Annotated in this window: 16 protein-coding genes and 2 pseudogenes; 4 read left to right on the top strand and 14 right to left on the bottom strand. The window is 53.5% G+C overall.

Annotated elements, in window-relative coordinates; genetic code table 11:
• Positions 1 to 3: 3 nt before the first annotated feature.
• From rffC to trxA, 10 genes are all read right to left on the bottom strand, one after another.
• On the bottom strand, positions 4 to 681 hold the full coding sequence (gene rffC, locus OLG56_RS21695; protein ID WP_023197570.1) for a dTDP-4-amino-4,6-dideoxy-D-galactose acyltransferase: 678 nt from the start codon (positions 679 to 681) through the stop codon (positions 4 to 6).
• Positions 659 to 1540 carry a glucose-1-phosphate thymidylyltransferase RfbA gene (gene rfbA / locus OLG56_RS21700; protein ID WP_000676077.1) on the bottom strand — a complete coding sequence of 294 codons (882 nt, stop codon included), beginning with the start codon at positions 1538 to 1540 and terminating at the stop codon, positions 659 to 661. The genes rffC and rfbA overlap by 23 nt, the downstream gene beginning before the upstream one ends.
• Before the next feature lie 32 nt (positions 1541 to 1572).
• Positions 1573 to 2640, bottom strand: coding sequence for a dTDP-glucose 4,6-dehydratase (gene rffG / locus OLG56_RS21705; protein WP_000822143.1), 1068 nt, complete (start codon positions 2638 to 2640; stop codon positions 1573 to 1575).
• On the bottom strand, positions 2640 to 3902 hold the full coding sequence (wecC, locus tag OLG56_RS21710) for a UDP-N-acetyl-D-mannosamine dehydrogenase (RefSeq protein WP_061377464.1): 1263 nt from the start codon (positions 3900 to 3902) through the stop codon (positions 2640 to 2642). The genes rffG and wecC overlap by 1 nt, the downstream gene beginning before the upstream one ends.
• A complete protein-coding gene (wecB, locus tag OLG56_RS21715; protein ID WP_000866685.1) occupies positions 3899 to 5029 on the bottom strand; it encodes a non-hydrolyzing UDP-N-acetylglucosamine 2-epimerase in 1131 nt (376 codons plus the stop codon). Before wecB ends, wecC begins: the two co-directional genes overlap by 4 nt.
• 55 nt (positions 5030 to 5084) lie before the next feature.
• Positions 5085 to 6131 carry an ECA polysaccharide chain length modulation protein gene (wzzE, locus tag OLG56_RS21720; protein ID WP_000193413.1) on the bottom strand — a complete coding sequence of 349 codons (1047 nt, stop codon included), beginning with the start codon at positions 6129 to 6131 and terminating at the stop codon, positions 5085 to 5087.
• Between the two features lie 11 nt (positions 6132 to 6142).
• Complete coding sequence (gene wecA, locus OLG56_RS21725; protein ID WP_001050948.1) at positions 6143 to 7246, bottom strand: UDP-N-acetylglucosamine--undecaprenyl-phosphate N-acetylglucosaminephosphotransferase; 1104 nt, start codon at positions 7244 to 7246, stop codon at positions 6143 to 6145.
• Positions 7247 to 7485: 239 nt separating this feature from the next.
• Positions 7486 to 8745 (bottom strand): transcription termination factor Rho, encoded by a 1260-nt coding sequence (gene rho / locus OLG56_RS21730; protein ID WP_001054532.1) that lies wholly within the window; start codon positions 8743 to 8745, stop codon positions 7486 to 7488.
• An 87-nt stretch (positions 8746 to 8832) separates the two neighbouring features.
• Positions 8833 to 8916, bottom strand: a complete 84-nt coding sequence (locus OLG56_RS21735; protein WP_134820045.1) for a rho operon leader peptide — start codon at positions 8914 to 8916, stop codon at positions 8833 to 8835.
• Between the two features lie 247 nt (positions 8917 to 9163).
• The gene (trxA, locus tag OLG56_RS21740; protein WP_001280776.1) at positions 9164 to 9493 is read right to left on the bottom strand and encodes a thioredoxin TrxA; all 330 of its coding nucleotides are present in this window, start codon (positions 9491 to 9493) and stop codon (positions 9164 to 9166) included.
• A 143-nt stretch (positions 9494 to 9636) separates the two neighbouring features.
• Here trxA and rhlB point away from each other — a divergent pair, with 143 nt between their 5' ends.
• Both rhlB and gppA read left to right on the top strand, forming a co-directional pair.
• Positions 9637 to 10902 carry an ATP-dependent RNA helicase RhlB gene (gene rhlB, locus OLG56_RS21745; protein ID WP_000047525.1) on the top strand — a complete coding sequence of 422 codons (1266 nt, stop codon included), beginning with the start codon at positions 9637 to 9639 and terminating at the stop codon, positions 10900 to 10902.
• 118 nt (positions 10903 to 11020) lie between these two features.
• Positions 11021 to 12502: a guanosine-5'-triphosphate,3'-diphosphate diphosphatase gene (gene gppA, locus OLG56_RS21750; protein ID WP_001089447.1), complete on the top strand. Its 1482-nt coding sequence runs from the start codon at positions 11021 to 11023 to the stop codon at positions 12500 to 12502.
• A 39-nt stretch (positions 12503 to 12541) separates the two neighbouring features.
• Here the strand turns inward: gppA and rep are convergent, their stop codons facing one another.
• From rep to OLG56_RS22245, 3 genes and pseudogenes are all read right to left on the bottom strand, one after another.
• Complete coding sequence (gene rep / locus OLG56_RS21755; protein ID WP_001238842.1) at positions 12542 to 14566, bottom strand: DNA helicase Rep; 2025 nt, start codon at positions 14564 to 14566, stop codon at positions 12542 to 12544.
• A gap of 99 nt (positions 14567 to 14665) precedes the next feature.
• A pseudogene (locus tag OLG56_RS21760) lies at positions 14666 to 14790 on the bottom strand (nicotinamide riboside transporter PnuC); the annotation flags it as partial.
• Positions 14742 to 14897: pseudogene (locus tag OLG56_RS22245) on the bottom strand (Crp/Fnr family transcriptional regulator); the annotation flags it as partial. The pseudogenes OLG56_RS21760 and OLG56_RS22245, both read right to left, overlap by 49 nt.
• A gap of 193 nt (positions 14898 to 15090) precedes the next feature.
• Between OLG56_RS22245 and ppiC the strand changes: the two are divergent.
• Positions 15091 to 15372, top strand: coding sequence for a peptidylprolyl isomerase PpiC (gene ppiC / locus OLG56_RS21765; RefSeq protein WP_001096806.1), 282 nt, complete (start codon positions 15091 to 15093; stop codon positions 15370 to 15372).
• Positions 15373 to 15463: 91 nt separating this feature from the next.
• Here the strand turns inward: ppiC and ilvC are convergent, their stop codons facing one another.
• A complete protein-coding gene (gene ilvC / locus OLG56_RS21770) occupies positions 15464 to 16939 on the bottom strand; it encodes a ketol-acid reductoisomerase (protein WP_000024943.1) in 1476 nt (491 codons plus the stop codon).
• 163 nt (positions 16940 to 17102) lie between these two features.
• Between ilvC and ilvY the strand changes: the two genes are divergently transcribed.
• The gene (gene ilvY, locus OLG56_RS21775) at positions 17103 to 17990 is read left to right on the top strand and encodes an HTH-type transcriptional activator IlvY (protein ID WP_000365797.1); all 888 of its coding nucleotides are present in this window, start codon (positions 17103 to 17105) and stop codon (positions 17988 to 17990) included.
• Positions 17991 to 17992: the final 2 nt, after the last annotated feature.

Raw genomic sequence — 17992 nt, forward strand, 5'->3', positions numbered from 1 at the left:
TTGTCACCTGTATAACCAGTACGCAGTGCTTTCGATGTTGGCACCGCTTTGTATGTAACGTTTAAGCGCGGCGGTGTTGCCCAACTGGGTCGCCACCCGCAATGTTGCTTTGCCGCGACTCTGCGCCCAACAGATCGCCGCCTGCATAAGTTCCGCTCCCGCGCCGCGTCCAGCCAACAGACCGATGCGCGCGTCGGTATCATTCAATTCCCGCAGCGAGACGTAACCGCGGATAGCGCCTGTCTCCGTGCGAAGCACCAGGCATTGGTGATCAAACGTGCCGCGTACCGCATTCTCAATCCACTGGGCGTAAAAACGGGCGCTGGCATCGGGCGCATACCACGGCGCGCGAAAACGACTCTGCGTAAACGCCTCTCCGGCCAACTGACGCAAAGCAGGGATGTCCGTAAGGTGTGCAATTTCCGCGCCATGCTGGTAGCGATGCCCTTTTACCGGCAACGCAAAATCCACCTCGCCTTCAACCAAAGAGAATCCCAGCGATTGCAACGCCGACAGCCAGGCGATGTTTTCAGCCGGCACTTTTACCTGCACGCGTTGCCACGCCTGCAGCGCTTCTGGCGTTAATTCGGGCGCTGAGGCATCGATACGCACAATGCCGCTATTCACGCCAAAGAACGTATTTTCCCAGAGTAACGGTTCAATACTGGCGCGGACGGGCACGGAGCAACTCCAGTAAATATTGGCCATAGCCGGTTTTTTCAAGCTGACTGGCGGCGCGTTTCAAACCATCATCATCCAGCCAGCCGTTGCGCCAGGCAATCTCCTCCAGACAGGCAATTTTGAAGCCCTGGCGCTTTTCCACCGTCTGCACAAAAGTGCTCGCCTCAATCAGACTGTCGTGGGTGCCCGTATCCAGCCAGGCGAAACCGCGGCCCAGCAGTTCAACGGTCAGCTTACCTTCCTCCAGATACATCTGGTTGATAGAAGTGATCTCCAGCTCGCCACGCCCGGACGGTTTCACGCGCTTCGCATACTCGACGACCTTGCTGTCATAGAAATAGAGGCCGGTGACCGCCCAGTTAGATTTAGGCTGTTTCGGCTTTTCTTCCAGCGAGAGCGCGCGAAAATCATCGTCAAACTCCACGACGCCAAAGCGTTCCGGGTCCATGACCTGATAGCCAAATACCGTAGCGCCTTCGGTACGCGCCGCGACCTGACGGAGTTTGGGGCTAAAACCCTGACCAAAAAAGATATTGTCGCCCAATACCAGGCATGAGGGTTCACCGTTGAGGAACGTTTCGCCAATGATAAAGGCCTGCGCCAGCCCGTCCGGACTGGGCTGTTCGGCATAGTGTAAATCGATACCGAACGCTGCGCCGTCACCCAGCAAACGCTGAAAGTCGCGTTTATCCTCCGGCGTGGTGATGATCAAGATCTCACGAATGCCCGCCAGCATTAGCACCGATAACGGATAGTAAATCATCGGTTTATCGTAGACGGGCAGAAGCTGCTTTGATACGCCGCGCGTAATGGGATGCAACCGGGTACCGGAACCTCCGGCCAGAATGATGCCTTTCATTCGTTTCTCCTCCAGGAGTAAGAACCTGCCGTTTAGCGTTTCAGACCTAAGCGTTCGCCCTGATAACTGCCATCCTGCACGGGTTTCCACCAGGCCTCATTGGCGAGATACCACTGAACGGTTTTTCGCATCCCGCTTTCGAAGGTTTCCTGCGGCGTCCAGCCCAGCTCGCGGGCGATTTTCGACGCGTCAATGGCATAGCGTAAGTCATGGCCGGGTCGATCGTCGACGAAGGTTATCAGATCGTGATAATTCGCCACACCCTGCGGTTTTTGTGGGGCCAGTTCTTCCAGCAGAGCGCAGATCGTCCTGACCACATCCAGATTTTTACGTTCGTTATGACCGCCGATATTATACGTTTCGCCCACCGCGCCGTTCGTCACCACGTGATACAACGCACGGGCATGATCTTCCACATACAGCCAGTCGCGAATTTGCTGGCCGTTGCCATAGACCGGCAATGGTTTACCCGCCAGCGCGTTCAGAATCATCAGCGGGATCAGTTTTTCCGGGAAATGGTAGGGCCCGTAGTTATTAGAGCAGTTGGTGACAAGCGTAGGCAAACCGTAGGTACGTAACCAGGCGCGTACCAGATGGTCGCTGCTGGCTTTGGAGGCGGAATAAGGGCTGCTTGGCGCATATGGCGTGGTTTCGGTGAAGAAATCGTCTGCAGTATGCAGATCGCCATACACTTCATCGGTGGAGATATGGTGGAAGCGGAACGCCGCTTTAGCGTCCGCGTCAAGAGCGGACCAGTAAGCGCGAGCGGCTTCCAGCAAGGTGTAAGTACCAACGATATTCGTTTCAATAAACGCCGCCGGGCCGTCGATGGAACGGTCTACATGGCTTTCCGCCGCCAGGTGCATCACGCTATCGGGCTGGTACTGCTGGAAAACTCGCTCCAGTGATGCCCGATCGCAGATATCCACCTTCTCAAAGGCGAAACGGTCGCTTTGCGCCACCGACGCCAGAGACATCAGGTTGCCCGCATAGGTGAGTTTATCCACCACCACCACCGCGTCTGCCGTTTCATGGATGATATGCCGCACCACCGCAGATCCGATAAAGCCTGCGCCGCCGGTCACCAGAATCCGTTTCATCAGCGCCAGACTCCTTTGGTATCAACCACATAACGTTGATGAACCGCATCGCCGGGAATCGCTTTAAATTCGTCATGATCGACCAGCATCACCAGCACATCGGCGGCGGCCAGCGCCGCGTCCAGTTTCGCCAGAGTGCAAAGTCCGTCCAATTTTTTCGGCAACTGATGGATATTCGGTTCGACGACCAGGGTTTCGCCGCTGTGCCAGCGGGCGATACTTTGCGCGATCCCCATCGCCGGGCTTTCGCGCAGATCGTCGATATTCGGCTTAAAGGCCAGCCCAAAACAGGCGATTTTCACTTCGCTGGCGCGTTTATCGGTGGCCGCCAGGCAATCTGCGACCGCGGCTTTTACCTGATCGACCACCCAGTGCGGTTTGCCGTCGTTCACTTCACGCGCGGTGCGAATCAGTCTCGCCTGCTGCGGATTTTGCGCCACAATAAACCACGGATCAACCGCAATGCAGTGCCCGCCAACGCCTGGGCCCGGCTGCAAAATATTGACGCGCGGATGGCGGTTCGCCAGGCGGATCAATTCCCAGACGTTAATCCCCTGTTCGGCGCAAATCAGCGACAATTCATTCGCAAAGGCGATATTCACATCACGGAAGCTATTTTCCGTCAGCTTGCACATCTCTGCGGTGCGCGAGTTGGTGACAACGCATTCGCCCTCAAGGAAAATTTTGTACAGCGCGCTGGCGCGAGCCGAACATACTGGCGTCATACCGCCAATCACGCGGTCATTTTTAATGAGTTCCACCATCACTTGACCCGGCAGCACACGCTCCGGACAATAGGCGATATTCACGTCGGTCTGCTCGCCCGCCTGCTGGGGAAAGGTCAGATCCGGGCGCATCCCGGCCAGCCAGCCGGCCATTTGCTCCGTTGCGCCGACCGGCGATGTTGATTCCAGAATCACCAGTGCCCCTTTTTTTAATACCGGCGCAATGGATTTCGCCGCGGCTTCCACATAGGCCATGTCAGGGTCGTGATCGCCTTTGAATGGCGTCGGCACGGCAATCAGGTACGCATCGGCCTCGACAGGTGTCGTCGTCGCACGCAGAAAGCCGCCTTCCACCGCCATCTTCACCACATTGCCCAACGCCGGCTCCACGATGTGAATTTCACCGCGATTTATGGTGTCTACCGCATGTTGGTTGATATCCACGCCGATAACCTGCTTCTGGCGGGAAGCAAAAGCGGCCGCAGTCGGTAATCCGATATACCCCAGCCCAATAACAGAAATGGTCGTAAAACTCATAACGATACCCGATAACTTTTTAACGCCTGTAAAATGCGCGCGCATGATTGCCCGTCACCATAAGGATTATGGGCGCGGCTCATAGTTTGATATTCATTTTCGTCGTGCAGCAGACGCATAACTTCCGCCACAATGCGCCGGGAGTCCGTGCCGATCAGTCTTACCGTACCAGCGGTAATGGCTTCCGGACGCTCTGTGGTTTCACGCATGACCAATACCGGCTTACCTAATGACGGCGCTTCTTCCTGAATACCGCCGGAATCGGTCAGAATGAGCCAGGCGTGATTCATCAGCCAGACAAAAGGTAAGTAGTCCTGCGGCTCAATCAGTACCACGTTTTCAACATGGCCGAGGATACGGTTGACAGGTTCGCTGACGTTGGGATTGAGATGCACCGGATAGACAATTTGCACATTCTGGTTCGCGGCGGCGATTTCCGCCAGCGCCTGGCAGATATGCTCAAAGCCCTGACCAAAGCTTTCACGCCGATGACCGGTCACTAAAATCATCTTCTTATTCGCGTTGAGGAAAGGATACTGCTCGGCCAGTTCAGCCTGTAATGTATCGCTCGTCAGAACGCGATCGCGTACCCAGATCAGCGCGTCGATAACGGTATTGCCAGTGACAAAAATGCGCTCATCCGGAATGTTCTCCCGCAACAGATTCTGCCGCGAGTTTTCCGTCGGCGCAAAGTGGTACATCGCCAGATGTCCGGTCAGCGTGCGGTTTGCCTCTTCCGGCCAGGGGGAATAGAGATCGCCGGTTCGCAACCCGGCTTCTACGTGCCCTACCGGAATTCGTTGATAGAAAGCCGCCAGGCTGGTAGCAATCGTAGTGGTGGTATCGCCATGAACCAGCACCACATCAGGTTTAAAATCTGCCAGGATCGGCTTTAATCCCTCCAGAATTCGGCAGGTAATTTCCGTCAACCCCTGTCCCGGCTGCATAATGTTGAGATCGTAATCAGGCACAATAGAAAAAAGAGTTAATACCTGATCAAGCATCTCCCGATGCTGCGCAGTAACGCATACTTTGGCCTCGAAATGAGGATCTTTTTCCAGCGCATGGACCAGAGGCGCCATCTTAATGGCCTCCGGTCGTGTACCAAATACAGTCAGTACTTTCACATCGATTCTCTTCGAATAGACAGCAGGGGCCCAGCCCCCTACTGCAGAGGTGTTGCTAAATCGTGCGGCGACGGGTTAAGGCAACGCCCGCACCGATTAGCGCCCCAACGATACCCCACATAATCATCAGGAAGGCTCGGCGTGGGCTATCACGTTTTACCGGTTCTTCCGGCGTACGCAAATAACGATAGGTCTGAAAACGAGGGTCCAGGGTCGGCCCCACATTAAGCGTATTCAACATTGCCCGATTTTGAAAGTAGTCCAAATCGAACGCAGGGCCAACCGCTTGCAGATTTTCAAGACGCGCCTGCAACATAGGGCGACCGAGTAAAAAAAGCTCTGAGTCCGGTAATTCATCCGCCGGGACATCCGTCGCGCTACGAGAAATATTATGTTGTTCCGCAATTTTGAGCGCCTGCTCAATACTGTTTACACGACGTGAATAGATCGCTTTCGCAACCTCTTCCTGCCGTTTGACCTGCGCTTTCATCTGCACGGTACGCGCAGCCCAGGCACCTTTTAATTCATCATTCAGATGGCTCGCCGCCCGCTGGCTGGCGAATGCGACATACTGACGCAGCAGATTATTGGCATCCGGCGCAGTTTCAGCAATCAGCTTCACGTTGTCGTTGATGGCGCGTGTAAAATCGCCGGGCGTAAACTGTATGTTATTGATCAGTTCATCAAGCATCGCCGCATCAGCTTTGCTATTCCCGACCATTCGCTGCTTGTAATAGTCCGTCTGTAACCAGAAATCGCGACGCGTATCCCAGGAGGCAAGTTGCATGATGAACTCTTTATACGCTTCATCCATCACCGAGGGCTTATCAGAAGAAGCAGGATCGGTCTTAATATCCAGGTTGCGCAGAAACTGCTGCTGGGAGTAATAACCGCCCAACATATTTACGGTTGGGCGATCGGTGATCGCCGTCGCACTCCACTCCTGACGAGCAAAAAAGGTATAGGCTAACGCGATAAGGGCAAATAGCAGGCCAATGCCGATAATCCAGAATTTGCCAGCCCATAAAGTACGAAACAACCCGCGAATATCCAGTTCATTTTCAGCGCTCACCGCGCGTGCCCCCGGTAATGGTTGTGTCATCGTATCCTCATTTACTTGGTTAAGTTTGGCCGGTTCTTACGGTGTCTGCGCAGGCGACGCTTCACACGCTTAATAAATCTCGCCACCTTCCAGGCCCGCTTAATGCAGTAGCCATAGAGGAAGAATGCTAGCAAAAAGAGCACCAACATAACCCATTCAGGAACAAAATGAGAATATTCTGCCGCTACGCCGACTCCCGCCAGAATGGCGGCGGCAAGCGTAATCAGTACAAACGCCTGACGAGAGGTAAATCCGGCGCGCATGATAAGATGGTGAATATGCTGACGATCAGGTGAGAAGGGACTCATTCCTTTACGCAGACGGCGATACATAATCGCCACCATATCCATCAGCGGGATAGCGATAATCCATAGCGCGGTAACCGGACTGATAGGGTGAGTTTTCCCCTGCGTCGTTTCCAGTAAGATCCAGATAACGGTAAAACCAATCAGAGTACTACCGGCATCGCCCATAAAGACTTTATAACGCCGCCCCAAAATACCGAGATTAAGCATAATGTAAGGCAGAATCGCGGCGATCATGGCGAAGCACCATATTGCCAGGCTGGTTTGACCGTCAAACCATAAAATCAGCCCCATCGCCGCGAATGAGACGCTGGATAGCCCGCCCAACAGGCCGTCAATACCGTCCACCATATTGAAAGCGTTGATCGCCGCCCATACGGCAAACAGAGTAAGGAAATAGCCGAAGGGACCGAGCACCATCTCCCAGGAGCCAAAGATATAGCCGAGGCTGCTAAGATAGAGCTTACCGAATACCATCATAATGATACCGATCGCGGCCTGTATGGTCGCACGGATCTTCACGCTGATATCAAAACGGTCGTCCAGCGCACCGATAAGAACCAGTACGCCCGCACAAGAAAGATAAAGCGACGCATGAGGAATATAGTGGTCAACGATTCCGAATGTGAAGCAAATCCCTGCGTAAACCGAAATCCCTCCAACCAACGGTATCAGCCCCTGGTGGCGTTTACGAAAGTTGGGTTTATCCACTAAACCGATTTTTTTTGCGACTTTACGCGCAAAAAACAGGAACAGTGTCGTGAATAAAAAAATACTGATGAGATCAGTACTCACGGTCAGTAAATTCACAATGCGTGCTCTCAGATAAAATTAGTACCAGAAGTATAACCATGAAGACCTTTATTCAGAAGGGAAACCCTGCTCTGAATCAGGCAGAATTGTTTAAATATCAACCACACGATACCGATAACGAATGGATGGCGAAGCCCCGACCCGGTTTATCATCATTTTGTAAATGTATCGTTAAGATTACAGATATAAAACAAAAACGCCACGTAAAAACGTGGCGTTTTCAGGTAAAGACCAGGTTATGAGCGCTTCATCATCTCGAAAAAGTCGTCATTAGTTTTGGTCATCGCCAGTTTGTTAATGAGGAATTCCATCGCGTCAATTTCACCCATCGGATGGATGATCTTACGCAGGATCCACATTTTCTGCAGCTCTTCCTGAGTGGTGAGCAGCTCTTCTTTACGGGTACCGGAACGGTTGTAGTCGATAGCCGGGAAGACACGTTTTTCAGCGATCTTACGCGAAAGATGCAGCTCCATGTTACCGGTGCCTTTAAACTCTTCGTAGATAACTTCGTCCATCTTGGAACCGGTATCGATAAGCGCCGTCGCGATGATCGTCAGGCTACCGCCCTCTTCCACGTTACGCGCCGCGCCGAAGAAACGCTTCGGACGATGCAGGGCGTTAGCGTCCACACCACCGGTCAATACTTTACCGGAAGCCGGCACCACGGTGTTGTAGGCACGCGCCAGACGGGTGATGGAGTCGAGCAGAATGATAACGTCTTTCTTGTGTTCAACCAGACGTTTCGCCTTCTCGATAACCATTTCAGCAACCTGAACGTGGCGGGATGCCGGTTCGTCAAAGGTAGACGCAACCACTTCGCCTTTCACCAGACGCTGCATCTCGGTTACTTCTTCCGGACGTTCGTCAATCAGCAGCACCATCAGCACGCAGTCTGGGTGGTTATACGCGATGCTCTGCGCGATGTTCTGCAGCAGCATGGTTTTACCCGCCTTCGGCGGCGCGACAATCAGACCGCGCTGGCCGCGACCGATCGGCGAAGCCAGATCCAGAACGCGTGCCGTTAAGTCTTCGGTAGAACCGTTACCACGCTCCATACGCAGACGAGAGTTTGCGTGCAGCGGGGTTAAGTTCTCAAAGAGGATTTTGTTACGGGCGTTTTCCGGTTTGTCGTAGTTAACTTCGTTAACTTTCAACAGCGCAAAATAGCGTTCACCTTCTTTCGGCGGGCGAATCTTACCAGAAATGGTATCACCAGTGCGGAGGTTGAAACGGCGGATTTGGCTGGGGGAAACGTAGATATCATCAGGACCGGCGAGGTAGGAGCTGTCTGCAGAACGGAGGAAACCAAATCCATCCTGCAATATCTCCAGCACACCGTCGCCAAAGATATCTTCGCCACTCTTTGCGTGCTGCTTCAGGATGGCAAAAATAATGTCCTGCTTGCGCATACGGGCCAGGTTTTCCAGCCCCATACTTTCGCCGAGAGTGATCAGCTCAGAAACCGGCGTATTCTTTAATTCGGTAAGATTCATAATGGTGTGAGTTCTTAAACTTGGGGTAAATCTCGAACTTAATGTTGTGAATGGTATGGCAGGGTCATCCATGCCTGTTTACGGCTATCAACTCATGTCTGTTCGCTGTCTGGTCACAGGAAAGTACGCAGAACTGAAACGACAAGACGGAATGAGCGAAGAGCCAGGAATCTTTCCACTTCTCGTGCGAGAAAAAACGGGAAGTGACGGATAAAACCAGATTCAAACTTAATAAGGTATGTTTAATTCGAAGTCAATACTAACTTAGCACGACTCAGACCGGGCGTCCAGAGATCCTGACAATTTAAGAATAACGTAAGGACAACAGACGCCACGAAACTGCCTGATACCTTAATCATTCGTCGAATGACAGACGCCTGACCATACAGCGCCTTTGTCATTCGACGTATAAAAGGTATTACGCCAGATTGGCGTCGAGAAACTCTTTCAACTGACCTTTAGACAGTGCGCCTACTTTGGTTGCCGCCACTTCGCCGTTTTTAAACAGCAGCAGAGTCGGAATACCGCGGATGCCATATTTAGGCGCAGTACCTGGGTTCTGGTCAATGTTCAGTTTGGCAACGGTCAATTTGCCCTGATATTCGTCAGCGATTTCATCCAGAATCGGAGCGATCATTTTACACGGCCCGCACCACTCTGCCCAGAAATCAACGAGGATAGCCCCGTCCGCTTTGAGTACATCCGTGTCAAAACTGTCGTCAGTCAGGTGAATAATTTTATCGCTCATATATAACTCCACAGGAATAAGCCTGGCGTGTTGGTGTAGCATTAACCAACGAGGTGCTGATGTTAACTTCGCCAACAAAGGTTGACTTTATTTCACCGGATACGCTTTCGTAAAGCAATAGTAAGCTGATATTCTACCACACTATGAGCAAAACACATTTAACAGAACAGAAGTTTTCCGACTTCGCCCTGCACCCTCAGGTGGTTGAAGCCCTTGAAAAAAAAGGGTTTTATAATTGTACGCCCATTCAGGCACTGGCCCTTCCGCTAACGCTGGCGGGTCGTGACGTTGCAGGGCAGGCGCAAACCGGTACCGGGAAAACGATGGCGTTTCTGACGTCAACGTTTCATTATTTACTTTCTCATCCCGCGATCGACGATCGCAAGGTGAACCAGCCGCGCGCGCTGATCATGGCGCCGACGCGTGAATTAGCCGTACAAATTCACGCAGACGCGGAGCCGTTGGCGCAAGCGACTGGCTTAAAATTAGGCCTGGCTTACGGCGGCGATGGTTACGACAAGCAGCTTAAAGTGCTGGAAAGCGGCGTTGATATTCTTATTGGTACGACGGGCCGACTGATCGACTACGCCAAACAAAACCACATTAACCTCGGCGCCATTCAGGTCGTCGTACTCGATGAAGCCGATCGCATGTACGATTTGGGCTTTATTAAAGATATCCGCTGGCTGTTCCGTCGTATGCCGCCGGCTGCGCAGCGTCTGAACATGTTGTTCTCCGCCACTCTGTCTTATCGGGTTCGCGAGCTGGCGTTTGAACAGATGAACAACGCCGAATATGTTGAAGTGGAACCGGAGCAAAAGACCGGCCACCGCATTAAAGAAGAGCTTTTCTACCCCTCTAATGAAGAGAAAATGCGTTTACTGCAAACGCTGATCGAAGAAGAGTGGCCGGATCGCGCCATTATTTTCGCCAACACCAAGCATCGTTGCGAAGATATCTGGGGACATCTGGCGGCAGATGGTCATCGTGTTGGTCTGCTGACCGGTGACGTCGCGCAGAAAAAGCGCCTGCGGATTCTGGATGAGTTCACCCGCGGCGATCTGGATATTCTTGTGGCGACCGATGTCGCGGCGCGCGGGTTGCATATCCCCGCCGTAACGCACGTCTTTAACTACGATCTGCCAGATGATTGTGAAGACTATGTTCACCGTATCGGTCGTACCGGTCGCGCTGGCGCCAGCGGACATTCCATCAGCCTGGCTTGCGAAGAGTATGCGCTGAATCTGCCCGCCATTGAGAGCTATATCGGCCACTCGATTCCGGTCAGCAAATACAATCCGGAAGCGCTCATGAACGATCTGCCCAAGCCGTTGCGCCTGACGCGTTCGCGTCCTGGCAATGGTCCGCGCCGCGCTGGCGCTCCGCGTAATCGTCGTCGTTCAGGTTAAGAAAAGTTATGCCATACACAAAATCATTTAGCCTGTATCAAGGCGGCAAGAAAACAAATCCCGATGAGCTTAGGAAGAGTACGCAGCCAACACGGATACAGGTTGAAGGATGAAGTGTATGAATTCCACCTCGTTGTATGCCGCTATTGATCTCGGTTCCAATAGTTTTCATATGCTGGTCGTGCGCGAGGCGGCGGGAAGCATCCAGACGCTGACCCGAATAAAACGCAAGGTGCGTCTGGCCGCGGGTCTGAACAACGACAACCACCTTTCAGCTGAAGCGATGGAACGCGGCTGGCAATGTCTGCGCCTGTTTGCTGAACGTTTGCAGGATATTCCGCAGCCGCAAATCCGCGTGGTTGCCACCGCAACATTGCGTCTCGCCGTCAATGCGGGTGAATTTATCGCGAAAGCGCAGACTATCCTTGGTTGTCCGGTGCAGGTTATCAGCGGCGAAGAAGAGGCGCGGCTGATTTATCAGGGGGTCGCTCATACCACCGGCGGCGCAGATCAGCGGCTGGTGGTGGATATCGGCGGCGCCAGCACTGAACTGGTTACCGGCACTGGCGCGCAAACCACGTCGCTGTTTAGCCTGTCGATGGGCTGCGTAACGTGGCTTGAACGCTATTTTAGCGATCGTAATCTGGCGCAAGAAAACTTTGATGATGCGGAGAAGGCCGCGCGCGATGTACTGCGTCCGGTTGCCGATGAACTGCGTTTTCATGGCTGGAAGGTCTGCGTGGGTGCCTCCGGCACCGTACAGGCATTGCAGGAAATCATGATGGCGCAGGGGATGGACGAGCGCATTACGCTCGCCAAACTGCAGCAGCTAAAACAACGCGCGATACAGTGCGGGCGTCTGGAAGAACTGGAAATCGAAGGCCTGACGCTGGAACGCGCGCTGGTTTTCCCAAGTGGGCTGGCTATTCTGATCGCGATATTTACCGAGCTGAACATCCAGAGCATGACGCTGGCAGGCGGCGCGTTACGCGAAGGGCTGGTGTATGGGATGTTGCATCTGGCGGTAGATCAGGATATCCGCAGCCGCACGCTGCGAAACATTCAGCGTCGGTTTATCGTCGATACCGATCAGGCGAACCGCGTAGCGAAGCTGGCAGATAACTTCCTCAAACAGGTAGAAAATGCCTGGCATATTGAGCCTATCAGTCGTGAACTGTTGCTTAGCGCTTGCCAGTTGCATGAGATCGGTCTGAGCGTTGATTTTAAACAGGCGCCCTATCATGCCGCCTATTTAGTACGCCATTTGGATCTGCCTGGCTATACGCCCGCGCAGAAAAAGTTGCTCGCCACCCTCTTACTGAATCAGACCAATCCGGTCGATCTCTCTTCGCTTCATCAGCAAAATGCGGTACCGCCCCGTGTTGCGGAACAGCTATGCCGTTTGCTGCGCCTGGCGATTCTTTTTGCCGGTCGCCGTCGTGACGATCTGGTACCAGAAATTACGCTACAGGCGCTAAATGAAAATCTGACGTTAACCTTGCCTGGCGACTGGCTGGCGCATCACCCGCTGGGTAAAGAGTTGATTGATCAGGAAAGCCAGTGGCAAAGCTATGTACACTGGCCGCTGGACGTTCGCTAACCGTGGTCTGATTGCCGGATGGCGCTTCGCTTATCCGGCCTACGATTTCGCTCGCTTTGCCGCCATCATGGCTTTCAGATTAGCCAGGTGACTTTGCCCTTTTTGCATTCGCTCCTCAGCGCTTACCACTTTGCGCTCCTGCTCCCAGATTAAATCATCCTGCGGCAGTTCTAACAGGAAGCGACTGGGTTCCGGGCGCACCAGTTCCCCATACTGACGGCGCTCTTTACATAATGTAAAGGTGAGCTCTTTCTGCGCGCGAGTGATCCCGACATAGGCCAGCCGACGCTCTTCCTCAATGTTATCTTCGTCAATGCTGCTTTGATGCGGCAAAAATCCTTCTTCCATTCCCACCATATAGACATACGGGAACTCCAGTCCTTTAGATGCATGAAGCGTCATCAACTGTACCTGATCCAGCTCTTCTTCGCTCTCGCCGCGCTCCATCATATCGCGCAGCGTAAAGCGTGTAACCACCTGGGTCAGCGTCATCGGCTCATCGAGTTCGTTGCCTTCCAGCATCTCAGTCATCCAGCTAAAGAGCTGGTTAACGTTTTTCATACGCATTTCCGCCGCTTTGGGGCTCGGCGAGGTTTCGTACAACCAGGATTCATAGTCAATACCGTGGATGAGATCGCGCACGGCGGCGACAGGCTCGCGTTCGGCCAGACGCTGGATTTCCCCCAGCCAGTGGGTAAAACGCGTCAATGAATCGTAACCACGTCCGGTCAGCTTTTGGCTAAGCCCCATATCAAAGCTGGCGGTAAACAGGCTTTTATTACGCGTCATTGCCCATTCACCCAGTTTTTGCAGAGTGGCCGGACCGATTTCGCGTTTTGGCGTATTCACGATGCGCAGGAAAGCGCTGTCATCATCCGGGTTGGTCAACACCCGCAGGTAGGCCAGCAGGTCTTTAATCTCCGGACGGGAGAAGAATGAGGTGCCGCCGGAAATTTTGTACGGAATGCGGTTCTGCATGAGGAATTTTTCAAATACCCGCGACTGATGATTCCCGCGATACAGAATGGCGTAATCCTTGTACTGGGTCTTGTTCACAAAGTGATGGGCAATCAGTTCGCCGGTAACGCGCTCAGCTTCATGCTCTTCATTGTTTGCGCTTAACACTTTGAGTTCCGCGCCGTAACCGAGCTCGGAAAAGAGGCGCTTTTCAAAGACGTGCGGATTGTTGGCGATGAGAATATTCGCCGCTTTCAGGATGCGGCCCGAAGAACGATAGTTTTGCTCCAGCTTAATCACCTGCAGCGCCGGAAAATCCTGGCTCAGTAACACCAGGTTTTGCGGACGCGCCCCGCGCCAGGAGTAGATAGACTGATCGTCATCGCCTACGACCGTAAAACGCGCGCGTTGCCCGACCAGCAGCTTAACCAACTCATACTGGCTGGTGTTAGTATCCTGATATTCATCCACCAGCAGATAACGAATTTTATTCTGCCAGCGCTCGCGCACCTCATCATTGCGTTGCAGCAGCAGCGTCGGCAGCAAAATCAAATCATCAAAATCGAGAACGTTACATGCCTTCATATGGGCGTCGTAAAGCCCGTAGCAGTGGGCAAAAATACGATCGCGTTCACCTTTCGCCCCCGCCGCTGCCTGTGCAGGCGTTTTGAGATCGTTTTTCCAGTTGGAGATCGTGGAGATCAGCTGTTGCAACAGAACCTTGTCGTCTTCGATCAGGCCTTCGGTCAGCTCTTTGAGCAAGGCGACCTGGTCGGTATCGTCAAACAATGAAAAGTTCGATTTCATCCCCAGCGCAGCGTACTCGCGCTTAATAATATCCAGCCCTAGCGTATGAAAGGTGGAGATCATCAAACCGCGCGCTTCCTTACGGCCGAGCGTCTGCCCGACGCGTTCTTTCATCTCACGCGCTGCCTTGTTGGTAAACGTCACCGCCGCAATATGCCGGGCCTGATAGCCGCATCCGCGGATCAGGTGGGCAATTTTATTGGTAATTACGCGAGTTTTACCAGAACCCGCTCCTGCCAGCACCAGGCAGGGTCCGGTGACGAATTCGACAGCGTGTTGTTGGCCGGGATTTAAACGCATGGGAATAGTGCTCAATCTTCGAACGGGGGAGGGATTGTAGCAGAAAGCGAGGCCCAGAGAAGACCAGGCTGCTTTTTCAGGCAGCCTGGAAAAGATCAATCAGCGGGCTCTGGCGGCAAGCGGCGTATAGCCATTACGCTGTGCGCTCTTGATCCAACTGTAAGAACCCCCGTCAGCAGAACATACTCAAGCGACATCGCATAAACGCCCTGTACTGCATGATTTCCAACGGGCAGTATTTGAGTAATTCATAGAGCACTGGGTCGCGTACAACCTGGCGTAGCCCTAAAAGCCAGTCGTCTGGAAATTCTGCGTTTTTCATTATGTTCATGGTATCTCGCCCCTTGTCAGAAAGGACAGGACCGCCGTCCCGCGCATCCGAAATACGCCCGCTAAAAATGCCGCTTATCTCCCGGTTCATTAAATCAGGCGGGACATCTGTCCTGTAATGGCGAAGAGTATATGTCTGACGGCCTAAGGAGTGATAAAGTGACGGCCAATCTTTGCGACGTGAGAACACAATAATGGCAAAAATGGCAGCAGCACTGCATATTCTTGTAAAAGAAGAGAAACTGGCTTTAGATCTTCTGGAGCAAATTAAAAACGGCGGCGATTTTGAGAAGCTGGCGAAGAAGCATTCTATCTGCCCCTCCGGTAAAAAAGGCGGTCATTTAGGCGAATTTCGTCAGGGCCAGATGGTTCCGGCATTCGATAAAGTAGTCTTTTCCTGCCCGGTACTGGAGCCAACCGGCCCGCTGCATACCCAGTTCGGTTACCACATCATTAAGGTATTGTATCGCAAATAAAAAGCCGGGTAGCGGCTACGCCTTACCCGGCCTACATCGTCTGCTTGATTTTGTAGGTCGGGTAAGCGCTAGCGCCACCCGACAAGGTATATCAACCCGCTACCGCAATACGCTTCATATCCGTCATATAGCCGCGCAGTTTCTTACCTACCTGCTCAATCGCATGACTACGAATCGCATCGTTCACGTCGCGAAGCTGTGCGTTGTCTACCGCGCCTTCCGGGATAGCACTACCCAGATCGCCCGGTTGCAATTCCGCCATAAACGGTTTCAGCAGCGGTACGCAAGCGTAAGAGAACAGGTAGTTACCGTATTCTGCGGTATCGGAGATAACCACGTTCATTTCGTACAGACGCTTACGGGCGATGGTGTTGGCGATCAGCGGCAGTTCGTGCAGTGATTCGTAGTAAGCGGACTCTTCGATGATGCCGGAATCGACCATGGTTTCGAACGCCAGCTCAACGCCCGCTTTCACCATCGCAATCATCAGCACGCCTTTATCGAAGTACTCCTGCTCGCCGATTTTACCTTCAAACTGCGGTGCGGTTTCGAACGCGGTTTTACCGGTCTCTTCACGCCAGGTCAGCAGTTTCTTATCGTCGTTAGCCCAGTCAGCCATCATGCCGGACGAGAATTCGCCGGAGATGATGTCATCCATGTGTTTCTGGAACAACGGCGCCATGATCTCTTTCAGCTGTTCGGACAGCGCGTAAGCACGCAGTTTCGCCGGGTTAGACAGGCGGTCCATCATCAGGGTGATGCCGCCCTGCTTCAGCGCTTCGGTGATGGTTTCCCAGCCAAACTGAATCAGTTTTTCGGCGTATGCCGGGTCGGTGCCTTCTGCCACCAGCTTGTCGAAGCACAGCAGAGAACCGGCCTGCAACATACCGCACAGAATAGTCTGCTCGCCCATCAGGTCGGATTTCACTTCCGCCACGAAAGAAGATTCCAGTACGCCCGCACGGTGACCGCCGGTGGCTGCCGCCCAGGCTTTAGCAATCGCCATGCCTTCGCCTTTCGGGTCGTTTTCCGGGTGAACGGCGATCAGCGTCGGCACGCCGAAACCACGTTTGTATTCTTCACGCACTTCGGTACCCGGGCATTTCGGCGCTACCATCACCACGGTGATGTCTTTACGGATCTGCTCTCCCACTTCCACGATGTTGAAGCCGTGGGAGTAGCCCAGCGCCGCGCCGTCTTTCATCAGCGGCTGTACGGAGCGCACCACGTCGGAGTGCTGTTTGTCCGGCGTCAGGTTAACCACCAGATCCGCCTGCGGGATCAGCTCTTCGTAGGTGCCTACTTTGAAGCCGTTTTCGGTCGCTTTACGCCAGGAAGCACGCTTCTCAGCAATCGCTTCTTTACGCAGGGCGTAAGAAATATCCAGACCGGAGTCACGCATGTTCAGGCCCTGGTTCAGACCCTGAGCGCCACAGCCGACGATGACCACTTTTTTACCCTGCAGGTAGCTCGCGCCGTCGGCGAATTCGTCGCGGCCCATAAAGCGGCATTTACCCAGCTGCGCCAGCTGCTGGCGCAGATTCAGTGTATTAAAGTAGTTAGCCATGATGGTGTACTCCGTGATGTTGTGTGTCGCGCTTATTGTTCGGTTTACAGATTGCTATCTGTGCGAATGAACCCACATTACAACAGGAAATTTATTGCGGAAATTGATATATTCACAACGTTATGTTGCGGTTTATGCAACGTCAAAAACCGGAGGTCTGTCTGTGGATTTACGCGATCTAAAAACCTTCCTGCATCTGGCGGAAAGCCGCCACTTTGGCCGCAGCGCGCGGGCGATGCACGTCAGCCCCTCCACGCTCTCCCGGCAGATCCAGCGGCTGGAAGAAGATCTCGGCCAGCCGCTGTTTGTGCGTGATAACCGCACGGTCACGCTGACCGAAGCGGGTGAAGAGCTGCGAGTGTTTGCCCAACAGACACTTTTGCAATATCAGCAGTTGCGCCATACCCTCGATCAGCAGGGGCCATCCCTTTCCGGCGAACTGCATATTTTCTGCTCGGTGACCGCGGCATACAGTCATCTGCCGCCGATCCTCGACCGTTTTCGCGCCGAACATCCCTCGGTGGAAATTAAGCTCACCACCGGCGACGCCGCCGATGCCATGGACAAAGTGGTCACCGGCGAAGCCGATCTGGCGATTGCTGGTAAGCCGGAAACGCTACCCGGCGCGGTGGCGTTTTCGATGCTGGAGAATCTGGCGGTGGTGCTGATCGCCCCGGCGCTGCCCTGCCCGGTGCGTAATCAGGTTTCGGTTGATAAGCCCGACTGGTCGACGGTGCCGTTTATCATGGCCGATCAGGGGCCGGTACGCCGCCGCATTGAGCTGTGGTTTCGCCGCCATAAAATCAGCAATCCGCAGATTTACGCCACCGTCGGCGGTCATGAAGCGATGGTTTCAATGGTGGCGCTGGGCTGCGGCGTGGCGCTGCTGCCGGAAGTGGTGCTGGAAAACAGCCCGGAACCGGTGCGCAACCGGGTGATGATTTTAGAACGTAGTGATGAAAAAACGCCGTTTGAGCTTGGCGTCTGCGCGCAAAAAAAGCGGCTGCATGAGCCGCTAATTGATGCGTTCTGGAAGATTTTACCGAATTAGTT

The organism is Salmonella sp. 2018103 (genome assembly GCF_026247685.1).
GTDB lineage: Bacteria > Pseudomonadota > Gammaproteobacteria > Enterobacterales > Enterobacteriaceae > Salmonella > Salmonella enterica.

Excerpts from the sequence above, each read along its gene's own strand:
- rfbA (WP_000676077.1), bottom strand. The coding sequence starts at position 1,540 with ATGAAAGGCATCATTCTGGCCGGAGGTTCCGGTACCCGGTTGCATCCC.
- rffG (WP_000822143.1), bottom strand. The coding sequence starts at position 2,640 with ATGAAACGGATTCTGGTGACCGGCGGCGCAGGCTTTATCGGATCTGCG.
- wecC (WP_061377464.1), bottom strand. The coding sequence starts at position 3,902 with ATGAGTTTTACGACCATTTCTGTTATTGGGCTGGGGTATATCGGATTA.
- wzzE (WP_000193413.1), bottom strand. The coding sequence starts at position 6,131 with ATGACACAACCATTACCGGGGGCACGCGCGGTGAGCGCTGAAAATGAA.
- rho (WP_001054532.1), bottom strand. The coding sequence starts at position 8,745 with ATGAATCTTACCGAATTAAAGAATACGCCGGTTTCTGAGCTGATCACT.
- trxA (WP_001280776.1), bottom strand. The coding sequence starts at position 9,493 with ATGAGCGATAAAATTATTCACCTGACTGACGACAGTTTTGACACGGAT.
- rhlB (WP_000047525.1), top strand. The coding sequence starts at position 9,637 with ATGAGCAAAACACATTTAACAGAACAGAAGTTTTCCGACTTCGCCCTG.
- gppA (WP_001089447.1), top strand. The coding sequence starts at position 11,021 with ATGAATTCCACCTCGTTGTATGCCGCTATTGATCTCGGTTCCAATAGT.
- rep (WP_001238842.1), bottom strand. The coding sequence starts at position 14,566 with ATGCGTTTAAATCCCGGCCAACAACACGCTGTCGAATTCGTCACCGGA.
- ppiC (WP_001096806.1), top strand. The coding sequence starts at position 15,091 with ATGGCAAAAATGGCAGCAGCACTGCATATTCTTGTAAAAGAAGAGAAA.
- ilvC (WP_000024943.1), bottom strand. The coding sequence starts at position 16,939 with ATGGCTAACTACTTTAATACACTGAATCTGCGCCAGCAGCTGGCGCAG.